General features: G+C 67.7%; 15 protein-coding genes. 8 read left to right on the forward strand and 7 right to left on the reverse strand.

Annotated features, from left to right (window positions below; translation table 11 throughout):
* The first annotated feature begins 47 nt into the window (after positions 1-47).
* Positions 48-1,664, forward strand: coding sequence for a bifunctional phosphoribosylaminoimidazolecarboxamide formyltransferase/IMP cyclohydrolase (purH, locus tag C507_RS0110410; protein WP_018699634.1), 1,617 nt, complete (start codon positions 48-50; stop codon positions 1,662-1,664).
* A gap of 117 nt (positions 1,665-1,781) precedes the next feature.
* Here the strand turns inward: purH and C507_RS0110415 are convergent, their stop codons facing one another.
* Complete coding sequence (locus C507_RS0110415) at positions 1,782-2,330, reverse strand: hypothetical protein (protein WP_018699635.1); 549 nt, start codon at positions 2,328-2,330, stop codon at positions 1,782-1,784.
* Positions 2,331-2,374: 44 nt separating this feature from the next.
* Positions 2,375-3,256: a bifunctional DNA-formamidopyrimidine glycosylase/DNA-(apurinic or apyrimidinic site) lyase gene (gene mutM, locus C507_RS0110420; protein WP_018699636.1), complete on the reverse strand. Its 882-nt coding sequence runs from the start codon at positions 3,254-3,256 to the stop codon at positions 2,375-2,377.
* Between the two features lie 128 nt (positions 3,257-3,384).
* Here mutM and ubiE point away from each other — a divergent pair, with 128 nt between their 5' ends.
* Both ubiE and ubiB read left to right on the forward strand, forming a co-directional pair.
* Positions 3,385-4,167: a bifunctional demethylmenaquinone methyltransferase/2-methoxy-6-polyprenyl-1,4-benzoquinol methylase UbiE gene (ubiE, locus tag C507_RS0110425; protein WP_040400879.1), complete on the forward strand. Its 783-nt coding sequence runs from the start codon at positions 3,385-3,387 to the stop codon at positions 4,165-4,167.
* Positions 4,168-4,171: 4 nt separating this feature from the next.
* A complete protein-coding gene (gene ubiB, locus C507_RS0110430; RefSeq protein ID WP_018699638.1) occupies positions 4,172-5,758 on the forward strand; it encodes a 2-polyprenylphenol 6-hydroxylase in 1,587 nt (528 codons plus the stop codon).
* A gap of 15 nt (positions 5,759-5,773) precedes the next feature.
* Here the strand turns inward: ubiB and C507_RS0110435 are convergent, their stop codons facing one another.
* Entirely contained in the window at positions 5,774-6,556 is a 783-nt protein-coding gene (locus tag C507_RS0110435) for an alpha/beta hydrolase (protein ID WP_018699639.1), read from the reverse strand.
* Between the two features lie 107 nt (positions 6,557-6,663).
* Between C507_RS0110435 and C507_RS0110440 the strand changes: the two genes are divergently transcribed.
* The 3 genes from C507_RS0110440 to C507_RS22405 all read left to right on the forward strand — a co-directional run bounded on the left by C507_RS0110440 (position 6,664) and on the right by C507_RS22405 (position 9,462).
* Positions 6,664-7,833 (forward strand): glycosyltransferase family 4 protein, encoded by a 1,170-nt coding sequence (locus C507_RS0110440; protein ID WP_018699640.1) that lies wholly within the window; start codon positions 6,664-6,666, stop codon positions 7,831-7,833.
* A gap of 213 nt (positions 7,834-8,046) precedes the next feature.
* Positions 8,047-8,583 (forward strand): translation initiation factor IF-3, encoded by a 537-nt coding sequence (gene infC / locus C507_RS0110445; RefSeq protein ID WP_083923462.1) that lies wholly within the window; start codon positions 8,047-8,049, stop codon positions 8,581-8,583.
* 276 nt (positions 8,584-8,859) lie between these two features.
* Positions 8,860-9,462, forward strand: a complete 603-nt coding sequence (locus C507_RS22405) for a putative glycolipid-binding domain-containing protein (protein ID WP_018699643.1) — start codon at positions 8,860-8,862, stop codon at positions 9,460-9,462.
* A gap of 52 nt (positions 9,463-9,514) precedes the next feature.
* On the opposite strand, the gene C507_RS0110455 is transcribed toward C507_RS22405, so the two are convergent.
* The 4 genes from C507_RS0110455 to C507_RS0110470 all read right to left on the reverse strand — a co-directional run bounded on the left by C507_RS0110455 (position 9,515) and on the right by C507_RS0110470 (position 11,581).
* On the reverse strand, positions 9,515-9,799 hold the full coding sequence (locus C507_RS0110455) for a DUF6460 domain-containing protein (RefSeq protein ID WP_026318998.1): 285 nt from the start codon (positions 9,797-9,799) through the stop codon (positions 9,515-9,517).
* 102 nt (positions 9,800-9,901) lie between these two features.
* On the reverse strand, positions 9,902-10,414 hold the full coding sequence (locus C507_RS0110460) for a periplasmic heavy metal sensor (protein WP_018699645.1): 513 nt from the start codon (positions 10,412-10,414) through the stop codon (positions 9,902-9,904).
* Entirely contained in the window at positions 10,411-10,869 is a 459-nt protein-coding gene (locus tag C507_RS23270) for a hypothetical protein (RefSeq protein ID WP_018699646.1), read from the reverse strand. Before C507_RS23270 ends, C507_RS0110460 begins: the two co-directional genes overlap by 4 nt.
* 61 nt (positions 10,870-10,930) lie before the next feature.
* The gene (locus C507_RS0110470; RefSeq protein WP_018699647.1) at positions 10,931-11,581 is read right to left on the reverse strand and encodes an RNA polymerase sigma factor; all 651 of its coding nucleotides are present in this window, start codon (positions 11,579-11,581) and stop codon (positions 10,931-10,933) included.
* A 290-nt stretch (positions 11,582-11,871) separates the two neighbouring features.
* Between C507_RS0110470 and C507_RS0110475 the strand changes: the two genes are divergently transcribed.
* Both C507_RS0110475 and C507_RS0110480 read left to right on the forward strand, forming a co-directional pair.
* Positions 11,872-13,830, forward strand: coding sequence for an acetoacetate--CoA ligase (locus tag C507_RS0110475; protein WP_018699648.1), 1,959 nt, complete (start codon positions 11,872-11,874; stop codon positions 13,828-13,830).
* 50 nt (positions 13,831-13,880) lie between these two features.
* On the forward strand, positions 13,881-15,224 hold the full coding sequence (locus C507_RS0110480) for a DUF2252 family protein (protein WP_018699649.1): 1,344 nt from the start codon (positions 13,881-13,883) through the stop codon (positions 15,222-15,224).
* The last annotated feature ends 93 nt before the right edge of the window (positions 15,225-15,317 follow it).

Genomic DNA, 15,317 nt, shown 5'->3' on the forward strand with positions numbered 1-15,317 from the left:
CGGCCTTCCGTCCCTGGTCCCCGCTCTGTCTCGAAAGGATCCGTCTCATGGTGACCCCGCCGTCCACCGTGGCCATTCCCGATCGCATCGCCGTGAAGCGCGCGCTGATCTCGGTCTCCGACAAGACCGGCGTCGCCGAGTTCGCTTCCGCGCTTGCCGCGCAGGGGGTCGAACTCCTGTCCACCGGCGGTACGGCGGCGACGCTCAAGGGCGCCGGCCTTGCCGTGACGGACGTGTCCGAGGTGACGGGCTTCCCGGAAATCCTCGGCGGCCGGGTGAAAACGCTGCATCCGCTGGTGCACGGCGGCCTTCTCGGGATCCGCGACGAGCCCGAGCATGCTGCCCAGATGGCGGAGCACGGCATCGAGCCCATCGATCTCCTGGTGATCGACCTCTACCCGTTCGAGAAGACGGTGGCGGCCGGTGCGGACTTCCGCGCGGTCATCGAGCAGATCGACATCGGCGGCCCGGCAATGATCCGAGCTGCGGCCAAGAACCATGCGTATCTGACCGTGCTGGTCGACCCGGCCGACTACGGTCACGTCCTTGAAACGCTCCAGGCCGGTGAGGGCGCGCTGCCGCTGGCGCTGCGCACCCGGCTCGCGGCGAAGGCCTATGCCCGCACGGCCGCCTACGACGCGTCGATCTCCGGCTGGTTCGCCGGCGAGATCGACGAGCACGACCAGACCTGGTTCTCCGTCGGCGGCAAGCTGGTTTCCGAGATGCGCTACGGCGAGAATCCGCACCAGTCTGCATCGTTCTACCGGGCCGGTTCGGCGCGGCCTGGCGTTGCCACCGCACGCCAGGTGCAGGGCAAGGCGCTCTCCTACAACAACATCAACGATACCGACGCGGCCTACGAACTCGCCGGAGAATTCGACCCGGCCCGCACGGCAGCCGTCGCCATCATCAAGCACGCCAACCCGTGCGGCGTGGCCGAGGCGGAAACCATCGCGGAAGCCTACCGCAAGGCGCTGCGCTGCGATCCCGTGTCGGCGTTCGGCGGCATCGTGGCGCTGAACCGGCCGCTTGAGGCCGATGCGGCGAAGGCGATCACCGAGATCTTCACCGAGGTGATCATCGCGCCGGGGGCCAGCGAGGAGGCGATCGCCATCGTCGCCGCCAAGAAGAATCTGCGCCTTCTCCTGACCGATGCTCTGCCCGACCCGCGGACCGCGACGCCGATGGTGAAGTCGGTGGCCGGCGGTTTTCTCGTGCAGGACCGGGACGGCTCGGTGGTCGAGGACTGCGACCTGAAGGTCGTCACCAAGCGGGCCCCGAGCGATCAGGAACTCGCCGACCTCAAGTTCGCCTGGCGCGTGACCAAGCACGTCAAGTCGAACGCCATCGTCTACGTCAAGGACGGGGCGACGGTCGGTGTCGGTGCCGGCCAGATGAGCCGGGTCGATTCTGCCCGCATCGCGGCCCGCAAGTCGGCCGACGCGGCGGAGGCGGCGGGCGTTGCTGAGCCGCTGACGCGCGGTTCGGTGGTGGCGTCGGACGCGTTCTTCCCGTTTGCCGACGGCCTCCTGGCGGCCATCGACGCGGGCGCCACGGCGGTGATCCAGCCGGGAGGCTCAATGCGCGACGACGAGGTCATCAAGGCGGCCGACGAGGCCGGCATTGCCATGGTCTTCACCGGCGTGCGGCATTTCCGGCACTAATACCCCTCGCGCCGAGTGCGCTTGCGCGCACCGGCTCCGGGTGGGCGGCCTGACCGGCCGGCGGACGGTCGTCCGCTGGCTTCGCAGTCTTCTTGAAGGTTGGGCGGCTGAAGCCGGTCAGAGCGTCGGCTTGCCCGACCCGGACGGCGCGGAGAACGCCATGCCGGTGAAGGTCCACATCCACTCCTTCATCGGCGCCTTGCACTCCGACAGCATGACGTCGCCGCACTGACCGGCCGGCGGCTCGGCGTCGACGGAAATGCCCAGCCAGTCATCGCTGCGACGCAGCGTCAGGCTCGTCGCACCGGGGGCATCGGCGTCGTAGGATGAATCGCGCGTCCAGCCCTCGAACGCGTCAGCGAGACCGGCCAACTCGCTCAGGGACGTGTCGAGACCGGTCGCCGTGCCGGAGAACAGGCACGCGGAGCCATCGACGTTGGTGTACATGTACGGCCCGGCGTCGCCGATGACGGTGTCCACGGAGATCCCGGTCTTTTCGCTGGCGGTCTTCGCGAGATCCGTGCACGTCTCCTGCGGCAACGGCTTGGCCGTTATCTGCGACTGGGCGTGCGCGGCCGTCCCGGCCACGAGGATGGCGGTGGCGGCCAGGATCGGAACGATCCTTCGTGCCCTGGGGCGGACGTCGGTTTGGCTGGCGGGGTCCATGATCAGTCCTCTCCTCTGGCGGTGCCCGACCGGGTGCGGACCGCCTATCTCTGGCACTCGGGGCAGAAGAAGGTCGAGCGGCCCGACTGGACGATGCGGGCCACCGTGCCCCGGCAGCCCTCGCGCTGGCAGGGCTCGTGTTCGCGATCGTAGACGGCGAAGGTATGCTGAAAATACCCCATCGACCCATCGGCCTGCACATAGTCGCGCAACGACGAGCCGCCGGCCACGATGGCCTCCGCGATGACCGTCTTGATGGCCTGGACCAGGCGTTCGAGCCGCTCGGTCGGACGGCCGTCCCTTCGCACGATGGAGCCGGCGGCCCGACGCGGCGACAGGCGGGCTCGCCAAAGGGCCTCGCAGACATAGATGTTGCCGAGGCCGGCGATGATGCGCTGGTCGAGCAAGGCGGATTTCAGCGGCGCCGCACGGCCGGCGAACTTCTCCGCAAGGAAGATCGCATCGAGCCGGTTGCCGACCGGTTCGACGCCGAGGTTCCGGATGAGGGGATGCGCATCGAACGCGTCGAAGCCGATCAGCGTCATGTAGCCGAAGCGGCGCGGGTCGTTGTAGACGACACGGGTGCCGTCATCGAGCCGGAACACCACGTGGTCGTGCACGGGGTTCTTGCCGCGGGGGTGATGGAAGTCGCCGGGCGTGTCGGAGTCGGTGCCGATCTCGGTGCGGAACGAGCCGGACATGCCGAGATGCATCAGGAGCACGGTGTCATCGTCGAGGTGGGCGAGCAGATATTTGGCGCGGCGGCCGAGGGTCGTCACCTGCCGGCCCGCCAGGCGCGCGGCGAAGTCCTGCGGAAAGGGAAAGCGCAGATCCGGACGACGCTGTTCCACCGTAACAAGGGTCCGGCCCGTGAGGTGAGGCTCGAGGCCGCGGCGGACGGTCTCGACTTCTGGAAGCTCGGGCATCACAAAGACTGTCGACTGCGGAAGGATGCCGGCGAACGGAACGCTTGCTCCGCCAGCCGGATTGATGCCTTCACCATAGCCCCAGCATGAGCGGGCGGCTATCGTCTCGCGAGAAAGGTCCAACGCTGATGAGCGAAACGCAAATGCACGAGCGCAGCGACGGCGAGCTGCCGTTCGGATTCCGCAAGGTGCAGGCTCGCGAGAAGCAGGGCCTCGTGGACGATGTGTTCCACCGCGTGGCCCGGCGCTACGATCTGATGAACGACCTCATGTCCGGCGGGCTGCACCGGTTGTGGAAGGACGCCATGGTGAGCTGGCTCGCGCCGCCCAAGGCGACCCGCTCCGCCTACCGGGTGCTCGACGTGGCCGGTGGAACCGGCGACGTGGCGTTTCGCATCCTCGATCGCGGCGGACCCGGCGTCAGCGTCACGGTCGCCGACATCAACGCCGCCATGCTGGGTGTGGGCGCGGAACGCGCCCTGAAGCGCGGCGCCGACAGCCGCACCCGTTTCGTGCAGCTGAATGCCGAAAAGCTGCCCTTCGCCGAGCGGACCCACGACGCCTACACCATCGCCTTCGGCATCCGGAACGTGCCCGACCGGGCTGCGGCGCTTGCCGAGGCCTACCGGGTCTGCAAGCGCGGCGGGCGCTTCATGTGCCTGGAGTTCGCGCCAGTCGACCTGCCGATGCTCAAGCGCGTCTACGACACCTATTCCTTCCAGGTGATCCCGAAGATGGGTCGCGCCATCACGGGCGACGACCAGCCTTACCAGTATCTGGTGGAATCGATCCGCACCTTCCCGATCCCCGAGCGCTTCGCCGTTGAGATCGAGGACGCCGGCTTCGAGCGCGTCACCTTCCGCCAGCTTTCCGGCGGCATCGCGAACATCCACTCCGGCTTCAAGGTCTGAGCGGATGCCCCTTCACATCGCGCCCTTCCTGCGGCTGGTGAATGCCAGCTTCGTGCTCGCGCGCGAAGGCGTGTTCGGCCTCGCCGTGCTGCCCGACCTGCCGCCGTCGGCACGCTTCGCCATCAGTGCCGCGCGCCTCGTCGAGCGACGCGGCGTCAAGCGGACCGATGCCGCCGCCCGGCTGACCCAGGCGCTGAACCGGCTCGGGCCGTCCTACGTCAAGCTCGGCCAGTTCCTGGCGACCCGGGCCGACGTGGTCGGCGCGGACGCGGCTCGGGAACTGGCCAAGCTGCAGGACGAGGTACCGCCGATCTCCGACGAGACGGCACGCAAGGCTGTGGCGGAAGGGTTGGGCCGCCCGGTCGAGGACGCGTTTGTCGAATTCGGACCCGCGGTGGCGGCGGCCTCCATCGCCCAGGTGCATCAGGCAACGGTGCGCGATGCGGATGGCGGCCTGCGCCAAGTGGCGGTGAAGGTGTTGAGGCCGGGGGTTGCCGGGCGCTTTGCCCGGGACCTGGAGAGCTTCTATCTCGCAGCCCGTCTCGTGGAGCGCTTTGCGCCGCAGGCGCGGCGTCTGCGGCCCCTCGCCGTTGTCGACACGCTGGCGCGCTCGGTGCACCTGGAGATGGATCTCCGGCTAGAGGCTGCCGCCCTGTCGGAAATGGCGGAGAATTGCGCCGAGGATCCCGGCTTCCGGGTGCCTGCCGTCGACTGGCAGCGCACCTCCAAGAGCATCCTCTCCATGGAGTGGATCGACGGCATCAAGCTGTCGAAGGCGGATCTCCTGCGCGAGGCGGGGCTTGATCTCGAACAGCTCGCCGAAACGGTGCTGCAGTCGTTCCTGCGCCACGCGGTGCGCGACGGCTTCTTCCATGCCGACATGCATCCGGGCAACCTCTTCGTCGAGCCGGACGGCACCCTCGTGGCCGTCGATTTCGGTATCACCGGACGGCTCAACGAAAAGGAGCGCAGCTTTCTGGCGCGCATCCTCTTCGGCTTCATCCGGCGCGACTACAAGATGGTCGCCGAGGTGCACTTCGAAGCTGGCTACGTGCCCGCCGACCAGGATCCGGACGTGTTTGCCCAGGCGCTCAGGGCCATCGGCGAACCGATCCGCGACCAGACCGCCCAGGACATTTCCATGGCGCGGCTTCTGACCCAGCTCTTCGAAGTCACCGAGCTGTTCGCCATGACCACCCAGCCGCGGCTCATCATGCTGCAGAAAACGATGGTGGTGGTGGAAGGCGTGGCGCGCTCCCTCGATCCGCGGCTCGACATCTGGCACGTCGCCGAACCGGTGATGCGCGGCTGGATGGAAGAGCACGTGGGGCCGGCCCATTTCTTCCACGAGGCGGGGGAGGGGCTGACGGCCATCGCCCGCTTCATGAGCGAATTCCCGGACTACGTGGAAAAGATGAGCCGGACGTCCAACGGCCTTACTGGCATGGCGGAGACCGGCCTGGTGCTCGCGGCGGAAACGGTGGACGCCATCGCCGAGGCCGAGGCGCGCCGCTCGCGCTCGCGCCAGGCCGCGCTTTGGGTAGGCGCCCTGTCGCTTGCCGCGATCGCGTTCTCCGTGGTCTTCGGCTGAGGCGGCGGCCGGAGGTCAGTCTGCCGACAGAGCCTCGACGGCGCCGATCAGCCGCTCGATATCCTGCGGGCGAGACAGGCGGTGGTCGCCATCCTTGACCAGGGTCAGCACGACGTCGTCGCGAGCGAGCCGCGTGACGAGATCGGTGACATGGCTCCACGGCACGTCCTCGTCCTGCACACCCTGCAGGATGTGGACGGGGCAGGCGGTCTCGATCGGCCCGCTGTCATAAAGCAGGTTCAGTCGGCCATCCTCGATGAGCGCCCGGGTGATCGGGTAGGGGGCCTCGCCGTAGGGAGACGGCCGATGCCAGACGCCCTCGTCCTGGATCGTCCGCTTCACCTCGTCCGGGAACGACGCCCACATAAGCCGCTCGGTGAAGTCGGCGGCGGGCGCGATCAGGACCATGCCGGCGAGCCGGTCGGCGGTCGCCTTCTGCTTCAGCCTGCGGGCCAGAAGCAGCGCAATCCAGCCACCCATTGAGGAGCCCACCAGGATCGTCGGACCGGTGCAGAACGCGTCGAAAACGGCCTCCGCCTCCTCCAGCCACTTCGAAATCGTGCCGTCTTCGAAGCGGCCCCCCGATTCGCCGTGGCCGGAATAGTCGAAGCGCGTGACGGCGCGCCCGGTGTCCCGGCCCCATTCGTCGAGGGCCACGGCCTTGGTTCCGCCCATGTCGGACATGAAACCGCCCAGCCAGAGGACGGCCGGCGTGGCGCCTGTCCGTCGCCGGACGGCGATGCGTCGCTCGCCGCCGGCAGGACCGACGCTCAGGAATTCGGGGGCCGCTTCGCTCATTTGCCTGTCCTTGCTCCGGTGGTATCGTCGCGGCCCCTGGCATAGCGACCTCCGGCCCGCGACGCCAACCCCGCTGGCGGTCCAGCGCCGGCCTCCTGCCATTTCCGGTGGTTTTCGTGTCCCGTCCGACCGTCCTGCAGATCGTTCCCGAACTCCACACGGGCGGTGCCGAGCGCACGGCGGTCGACATGGCGGCTCGGCTCGTCGCGGAGGGATGGCGGGCCATCGTGCTGTCGCAGGGCGGCCGGCTGGTGGACGAGCTGAAGGCGACCGGCGCTGAGTATGTGGACTTTCCCGCGCGCACCAAGAACCCGTTGAAACTTCGGGCCAATGCCCGGGCGATCGCCGAGATGATCCGGACGGAAGGCGTCGATATCGTCCACGCCCGCTCGCGCGCCCCGGCCTGGTCGGCCTATTGGGCCGCGCGGCGCACGGATACGCCGTTCGTGACCACCTACCACGGCGCCTACAATCAGAAATCTCGCCTCAAGGGCCTCTACAATTCGGTCATGGCCCGCGGGGACGTGGTCATCGCCAACTCCGGCTACACCGCCGACCTGATCCTGGAGCGGCATCCGGTGGCCGCTGGGCGCATCGTCACAATCCATCGCGGCACGGACCTCGCGGCGTTCGACGAGCCGGACGTGCCGAGCCGTGCCGCGGCGCTGCGCGCCGCCTGGGGGGTCCCCGAGGAGGCTCGGATCATACTGCACCTGGCTCGGCTCACCGGCTGGAAGGGACAGGGCGTGCTCATCGACGCGCTCGGCCAACTGGACGCACACAGGGACTGCGTGGTCGTGCTGGCCGGTGACGCGCAGGGGCGCGAGGACTATCTCGCCTCTCTGAAGGAGCGCATCCACGCGCTCGGACTGGACGGGCGCGTGCTGCTGCCCGGTCACTGCGCCGATGTTCCGGCGGCAATGGCGGCTGCCGACGCGGTGGTGGTCGCCTCGGTCGAGCCGGAGGCGTTCGGCCGCGCGGCGGTCGAAGCACAGGCCGCCGGCCGGCCGCTGATCGTGTCGGATCTGGGGGCCGTGGTGGAGACGGTCGCCTCCCCGCCCCTGGTCGCGGACGGCGAGCGGACGGGGTGGAAGGTCCCCCCCGGCGACGCTCAGGCGCTTGCGGCCTGCCTCGATGGGGTACTCGATCTGGATGCGGAAAGCCGTGCAGCGCTGGCCGCGTATGCGCGCGCCCATGTCCGGCAGAACTTTTCGCTGGACGCGATGACCGATCAGACGATGGACGTCTACAGGAGCCTGCTACAAGCACGTCCCTAGCGAAAAGGCCGCAGTTTCCGCGCATCTCGCCGTTGACTTCCCGCTGCAAAGACCCGATCTTCACTTGGAGGTCGCATTTGCGGCGACCGCGGAGGACACACGGTCGCCCCGGCGCGTTGCGTTCGGGGATGGCGGTGTTGCAGGGTAGTCTCCCTTGCCTTCCGCGACCGCGCGAACGCAGCCCGTTCCTGAACAGTTGAGGAGAAACGTACCATTCGCCGTCCGCACCGTGCACCGCCGCCCACCAAAGAAGGGCCGCGCATCAACTCCGATATTCGCGTTCCGCGAGTCCAGCTCGTCGACGCCGAGGGCAACAACCGCGGAATCGTCGAGACCGACGAGGCCATTGCCATCGCCGAGGAGTCCGGCCTCGACCTCGTCGAGGTCTCCCCGAACGCCGATCCGCCGGTCTGCAAGATTCTCGACTTCGGCAAGTACAAGTACCAGAGCCAGAAGAAGGCCGCCGAAGCCCGCAAGAAGCAGAAGACCGTCGAGGTCAAAGAGATCAAGATGCGGCCCAACATCGACACGCATGACTACGACGTGAAGATGCGGTCGATGAAGCGGTTCTTCGAAGAGGGTGACAAGGTCAAGGTCACGCTGCGATTCCGGGGGCGCGAGATGGCGCACCAGGAACTCGGCATGGACGTGCTCCGCAAGGTTCGCTCCGAGATCGAGGAAATCGCCAAGGTGGAATCCGAGCCCCGGCTCGAAGGCCGCCAGATGGTGATGGTTCTCGCTCCGCGCTGATTGACCTGTCCGCCGCTGGCCGTGCCTTTCGGGCAAGACCAGCGACGGGCCACTGACACCGAGATGAATGCGAGGCGCTTCCGGGCAACCGGGAGCGCCTTTTGCGTTCAAGGCGCCGGCCTTGCGGTCGCACGATTGCGAAGGAAAGGCCCGTCTGGTGCTTTCTTGCTGCCACGGGATTGCCGCGATGGCTGCCCATGTTTGGAACGCACGAACTTCAACGCAAACGCCCGCTCCGGCCACCCGGCCGGTTCGGGCCAGAAGATCGGGTGACCCATGCTAGCGACCCTGACCCGGGAAACGATTCAGCCTCAAGCCGAACGCGGGGCCCTGCGCGCCCACTGGACCGGCGAAACCAACGGCGGTCGGTCCGAGGTTCTCCACTACGAGCAGCACGGCAACGCGCGCTCCGTTGAAGGCGTAATCGCCGGTGCCCATGTCGGCGAACCGTTCGCGCTCACCTATCGCTGCCTGATGGACCTTGCCTGGTCGGTTCGCCTTTTCGAGGTCCGACCGCTGGGGGCCGCCGAACCGACGCGGCTCCATTCCGATGGTGCGGGCCGCTGGACGGAAGGGCACGGCGTGCCGCTTGACGAACTCCAGGGGTGCACGGACCTGGAGTTCGGCGAGACGGCCTTCACGTTGACGCCGATCATCCGCCGGTTGGGGCTTTCGGCCGGGGAGAGCGCCGATCTCGATCTCGTGTCCCTGTCGGCTGCGGAGATGATCCCGGTGCGCGTGCAGCGGCGGCTGACCTGCGTTCAGCCGCTGTCCATCTATCGGACGGAGGATGTCGAAACGGGCGAGCGTGTCGAGGTCTCGGTTGACCGGGACGGTTTCGTGACCGCCTTTCCCAGGCGCTTCCTGCGCCTCGCCTGATGACTTTGGCGCGGCCGGGGCGGGCCGGAGGCCGCGTCCCCGACTTTCCTGTTCAGGGTCGTGAGCGAACGGATTCCAGGATCCGCACGACCAGCCAGATCGGGACCACGATCATCGCGCCGAGCAGCAGATACTGTCCGATGGAGACCACCGCATCCCAGCCGATCCGGGGCAGACGGTCGATCCAGAAGGTGAGCATGGCGACGACGTCGCCGGGCGTGTAGCCGAACCCGGCGAAGACCAAGCCGACAACGAACGACAGCACGACCAGCTTGAGGATCACGTTGCCCGGTGATCCGCCGAGAAAACGGCGGGCTGGGGATCGGGGGTCGGTCATTGCGGGTCTCGTCCTCGGTTCGGTCGCTGCGGCCAGGCTCCGGCCTGCCTCTATATCAAGGATCTCCCGCGTCGATCCGCAACCCCGTCCGCTCGATCACGATCAGCGGGGCGGGGGGGCGGGATCATCGTCTCGCGGCGGCGGACCGCGGCGGTCGCCGTCCCGCGGGCCGTCGCGTCCACGTCGGTGCATGCCGATTTCGGCCCGCACGTCGGCGGGCGTCTGGGCCATGATCCGCTCCAGCGCTTGGTGACCGGCTTGCTGCAGAGCGCTCGTGCTCGCCTGTATCTTGTCCAGCGCCGCCTCCAGGGCGGCGGGGTCGTAGGGATCCGCCCGCATCGCCGCGTACATCTCCTGGCGGGCGGCGCGGAAGGCGTCGAAATTTGCCTTCACCGTGGGATCGTTGAAGAGATCGTCGCGCAGGGCCTCTCGCATCTGCGGAGGAAAGGCTCGGTCGGCGGCGGTGAGAAAACCGGAAAAGCCGCCGCGGGGCGGCGGGTGATCGGGACCGAACACCGAGCGTGCGGCGAAGAATCCGCCGACGGTGAAGTTGATGGCGAGCGAAAGGGCAAGGGCCACCAGGACGCCGATTGCCCAGGAACCACGCAGGGTCACAAGCTGTCTCCTTCGCCGAAGCCGGTTCCGTCCTCGCCCACGCCCAGCACCAGGAGAGCCACTTCCTCGCCCTGCGAATAGGACTGGGTGGCGGTTTGGTCGATGACCAGACCGAGCGTTGCGCCAAGCGCGATGCAGCCGACGGCGGCACCGGCGAAGGCAGCCATGCGTACGGGGGTGAAGAGCGTGGCGAGCGAGGTCATGTCACCGCGCTGACGCTCGCGAACCGTCTGCAGGACGCGACCGACGAGGGCAGCGTCGGTGGCGGCGGGCGCGGCAATCGCACCAAGATCGGCGTCGAGGGCGCGTGCCGTCTCAAGGAGCCGACGCGCATGGTCGTCCCGTGCGACGAGCGCGTTCACGCTGTCGGCGGTGCCGCGCGGCCAGTCATGCGGATCGGACCCGCAACGGTCGATCAGCGCTTCCAGGTCGGCAAGGGTGAAGGTCCTGTTCATCGGTTCTCGCTCCGCCGGCGTCGCGCTCCGTCGCGAACGCCGTCGTACATCCGTCTTCCGTTCATCGCGCCCGGTCCCCGTCGCCCACGGCGTCGCGCTCCATTTTCTTCTGTCGCAGTGTCCGCCGGGCACGCACCAGCAGCTGTTCTGCCGCGCCTTCGCTGACGCCCAGCCGGGCGGCGATCTCGGTGGTGGCAACGTCCCCGGTCGAGGCCAGCAGGATCGCTGCTCGCTGCCGGGCAGGCAATGCCTTGACGTCGGCCGTTACCGCCTTCAGTTCGTCGCGGACCACCGCCCTGTGTTCCGCTCCAGGCGCAGGTTCGACCGGATCGTCCACGGTGTCGAGGCCAACGGCCCGGCGCACCTTGCGGCGTCGGTCCAGGTCGATGCACCGGTTCAGAGCGATGCGGTAGATCCAGGTTAATACCTTCACCCCGCGCGCATCCCAGCGGCCGGCCTTGCGCCACACCGACCAGAAGGTGTCCTGGACGATGTCCTCGGCGTCCGCCGCCGACCCGGTGAAGCGAAGCGCCAGCGATCGAATCCGGCCGCCGTGGCGCTGCACCAGCTCGGCCAGAGCGCGCTCGTCCCCGCGCCCGATACGGGCGAGGAGCATGGCATCCCCGTCTTCGATTGCGTTGGTGTCCACGTGGGTCGTCGGATGGCTTTGTCGGTTCAGCGGTCCGGCGACCGCGTCAATGGAAGCGGCCATCGAAACCTCTCAATCGGTCGTTTCCGGGGCATGTCGACCACAGTCCGGTGCCCGCATGTCAATCTGGTCCCGTGTTCGTCGGTGCAACGCAATTCCAAGAGGGCCGGCAGGGTCGCCCGAAGGTCGCGCCATGCGGCCGTCTCGATGCTGCAAACGCGGCGCGACCGGGTTCCCTACGCTTCGTTCTGGCAAATGTGCGGCCTATCTTGTGAGCCGTGGCTGGCGGGTGCTATCTCGACCGGTGCTGGCCCCGGCGCCAGGCCCGAAGGACCGTGGGAGGGATCTCCGACATGACCGCTGACCAGCCGCTTTGGACCCCATCCAGCGAGCGCGTCGCCAAGGCCGCCATGACCGAATTCATGGGGTTCGTCGGCGAGCGGACCGGCCGGACGCTCTCGTCCTATGAAGACCTGCATGCCTGGTCCGTAGAGGACGTCGAGGGCTTCTGGTCGGCGATCTGGGACTATTGCGGGGTCATCGGCGACAAGGGCCAGACGGTCCTGAAGGATGGCGACCGGATGCCGGGGGCGGCCTTCTTCCCCGAGGCGCGGATCAACTACGCGGAAAATATGCTGCGCCGGAACGACGACGGCGACGCCATCGTCTTCTGGGGCGAGGACAAGGTGAAGCGCCGGCTCTCGTGGCGGGAACTGCAGGCGCTGGTCTCGAAGCTGCAGCAGGCGCTTGCGGATGCCGGTGTCGGGGTTGGCGACCGGGTCGCGGCCATGATGCCGAACATGCCGGAAACCGCGGCGCTTATGCTGGCGACCGCCTCGCTGGGCGCGACGTTCTCGTCCTGCTCGCCGGATTTCGGCGAGCGCGGCGTGCTCGACCGGTTCGGCCAGATCGAGCCGAAGGTGTTCGTGGCGTGTGACGGCTACTGGTACAACGGCAAGGAGATTGCCGTGGCCGACAAGCTGAAGCCGATCGTCGATCAGCTGCCGAGTGCCGGCGAGGTCTGGATCGCCACCTATCTCGGCCGGGCCGGGGACGTGGCCGGAGGCCTGCCCCGCGCCGAGGCATTGGACGCGGTGACCTCCCGCTACGAAGCCCGCGCCGTACGCTTCGAGCGTGTGCCGTTCGACCAGCCGCTCTACATCATGTTTTCGTCGGGCACGACGGGCGTGCCGAAGTGTATCGTCCACGCTACCGGCGGCGTGCTCCTGATGCACCTCAAGGAGCACCGCCTTCATTGCGACGAGCGCCCCGGCGACCGGGTCTTCTACTTCACCACCTGCGGCTGGATGATGTGGAACTGGCTGATGTCGGCGCTCGGGTCCGAGGCGACGCTGCTGCTTTATGACGGCTCGCCCTTCGCCCCGTCCGGTTCGATCCTGTTCGACTATGCCGACGCGGAGAAGATGACGCTGTTCGGCACGTCGGCGAAATATATCGACGCGGTCGCCAAGTCCGGCCTCGTGCCGAAGGAGAGCCACGACCTCTCGACCGTCCGCCTGATGACCTCCACCGGCTCGCCGCTGGCGCCGGAAAGCTTCTCGTTCGTCTACGACAAGATCAAGGAGGACATCCATCTCGCCTCGATCTCCGGCGGCACCGACATCGTCGGCTGCTTCGTGCTCGGCATTCCGATCAAGCCGGTCTTCAAGGGCGAAATCCAGGGTCCCGGCCTGGGCCTCGACATGCAGGTCTGGTCGGAGGACGGAAAGCCGATGGCGGACGGCAAGGGCGAGCTCGTCTGTGCCAAGCCGTTTCCGACGAGGCCGGTGATGTTCTGGAACGACCCCGACGGTGCCAAGTATCACGCCGCCTATTTCGACCGCTTCGATAATGTCTGGTGCCACGGCGACTTCGCCGAATGGACGCCGCATGGCGGCATCATCATCCACGGTCGGTCCGACGCGACCCTCAACCCCGGCGGTGTGCGGATCGGCACGGCGGAGATCTACGCCCAGGTGGAGCAGATCCCGGACGTGCTGGAGGCGCTTGCCATCGGCCAGACCTGGGACAACGATGTCCGTGTGGTGCTGTTCGTGCGTCTGGCGGAGGGCGCCGCGCTGGACGAGGCGCTGGAAAAGACGATCAAGGCACAGATTCGCTCCGGGGCCAGCCCGCGCCACGTGCCGGCCCGCATCGTGGCGGTGAACGACATTCCCCGCACCAAGTCGGGAAAGATCACGGAACTCGCCGTGCGTGATGTCGTTCACGGTCGCGAGGTGAAGAACAAGGAAGCGCTGGCCAACCCGGAAGCGCTGGACCTCTACCGCGACTTGCCGCAACTCGCCGACTGACCGGCCCCGGGCCGCAGAGCGGAGGTCCCTCCCGAACCGAAAGGTGCGTCATGGACGCCGCAAGCGATGTCCGCCTGCAGGAAATCGTCGAGGAGATCCGCCGGGTCGACGAGATCGACATCCTGTCAGAGGAGGGTACGGCGAAACATGCCGACATGGCCGGGTCGCCCTTCGCCTTCTTCCGGGGCACGGCCAGCCTTTACTACCGCGATCTGCGCGACGGCCGGCTCAAGGTCGATGTTGCCCGGCGCTCGCTGACCCGGATCCAGGGCGACAGCCATTTCGAGAATTTCGGCTTCCTGACGGAGGGCGGCACCTGGGCCGCCCCGCATCACGTCGTGTTCTGTCCGAACGACTTCGACGATGCAGGCGTCGGCCACGCCGAATGGGACCTGATGCGCTACGCCGTCAGCCTCTTCCTCGCCGCGGACCGGGCGAGCTGCGACGAGGACGGCATCTATGTCGACTGGCCGCTGGACCGGATCGCGCGCTCGCCGGGCTTCGGCGCCGCCCGCAAGGCAGCCAGGAAGTTTCTGAAGCATTATCGCAAGACCTGCGCGGATATCGCCGAACGGCCGGATGATTGCTGGGACGAGGTGGTCTGCGACTTCAAGTCGGGCCACTTTCTTGCCGACTTCGAAAAGAAGGCGAAGAAGCGCGCCGTCGGTGGCAAGGACTTCCACCGAAAATCGAAGCTCGCCAAGGCGGTCGACCTGGAAGGCGCCGTGCCGCGTTTCGGACAGGAGCCCGGCCGGCTGGAGCGACTACTGGGCCAGCGCGCATCGACCATCGTCGAGGCGTTCCGGCCCTATGTGGACGACACGGTATGCGACGCGGCTGTGCGATACGGGGCGGGGCTCGGCGCCCGCGATGCCGACCGCTACTATCTCTTGGTGGGGCCGGACGCTGAAGCGCGCGACGGGCAGGACTGGCGTCGGCTGCTTGAGCTCTACCACGTGGTCGAAATCAAGGAGCAGCGTCCGGCGGCATTTCAGGCGCACTTCCCCGCCCTTGATCCGGCCAACCTCATGCCGTCGGCGCACCTTGTGGTGGACTGTCAGCGGCTGATGCAACGCCGCCCCGACCGGATTCTCGATGAGGTTGAGTGGAACAACAACCACTGGCTCGTGCGGACCCGGCATCACTCCAAGGTGAGTGCCGACGCGGAGGACCTCGCCGATGGCGACCTTGAGGACAACCTCGTCGATCACGCCAAGGCGTCCGCCCGGGCGATTGCGCTGGCCCATGGCCGCGCCGACAAGCGATCCCGGCGCTTCGAGTGCCACATGATCGAGCGGCTATCGGGGGACGCGATCGCAGACATGGTCAGCGAAGCGGAAGCCTACGCCACCCGCGTCATGCAGGACTGGGCGTTGATGCGCCGGGCGCGGTAGAAGGCTTCCACCTCGCGGGTTGCGTCCGGCCGCGGGTTTGCTATCGAAAGGGCGGGCAGACGCCCGACCGCCGAGGAAACCGACTTCCCACCG

Origin of the sequence: Amorphus coralli DSM 19760 (assembly GCF_000374525.1) — a bacterium.
In the GTDB taxonomy this organism is placed as follows: Bacteria; Pseudomonadota; Alphaproteobacteria; order Rhizobiales; family Amorphaceae; genus Amorphus; species Amorphus coralli.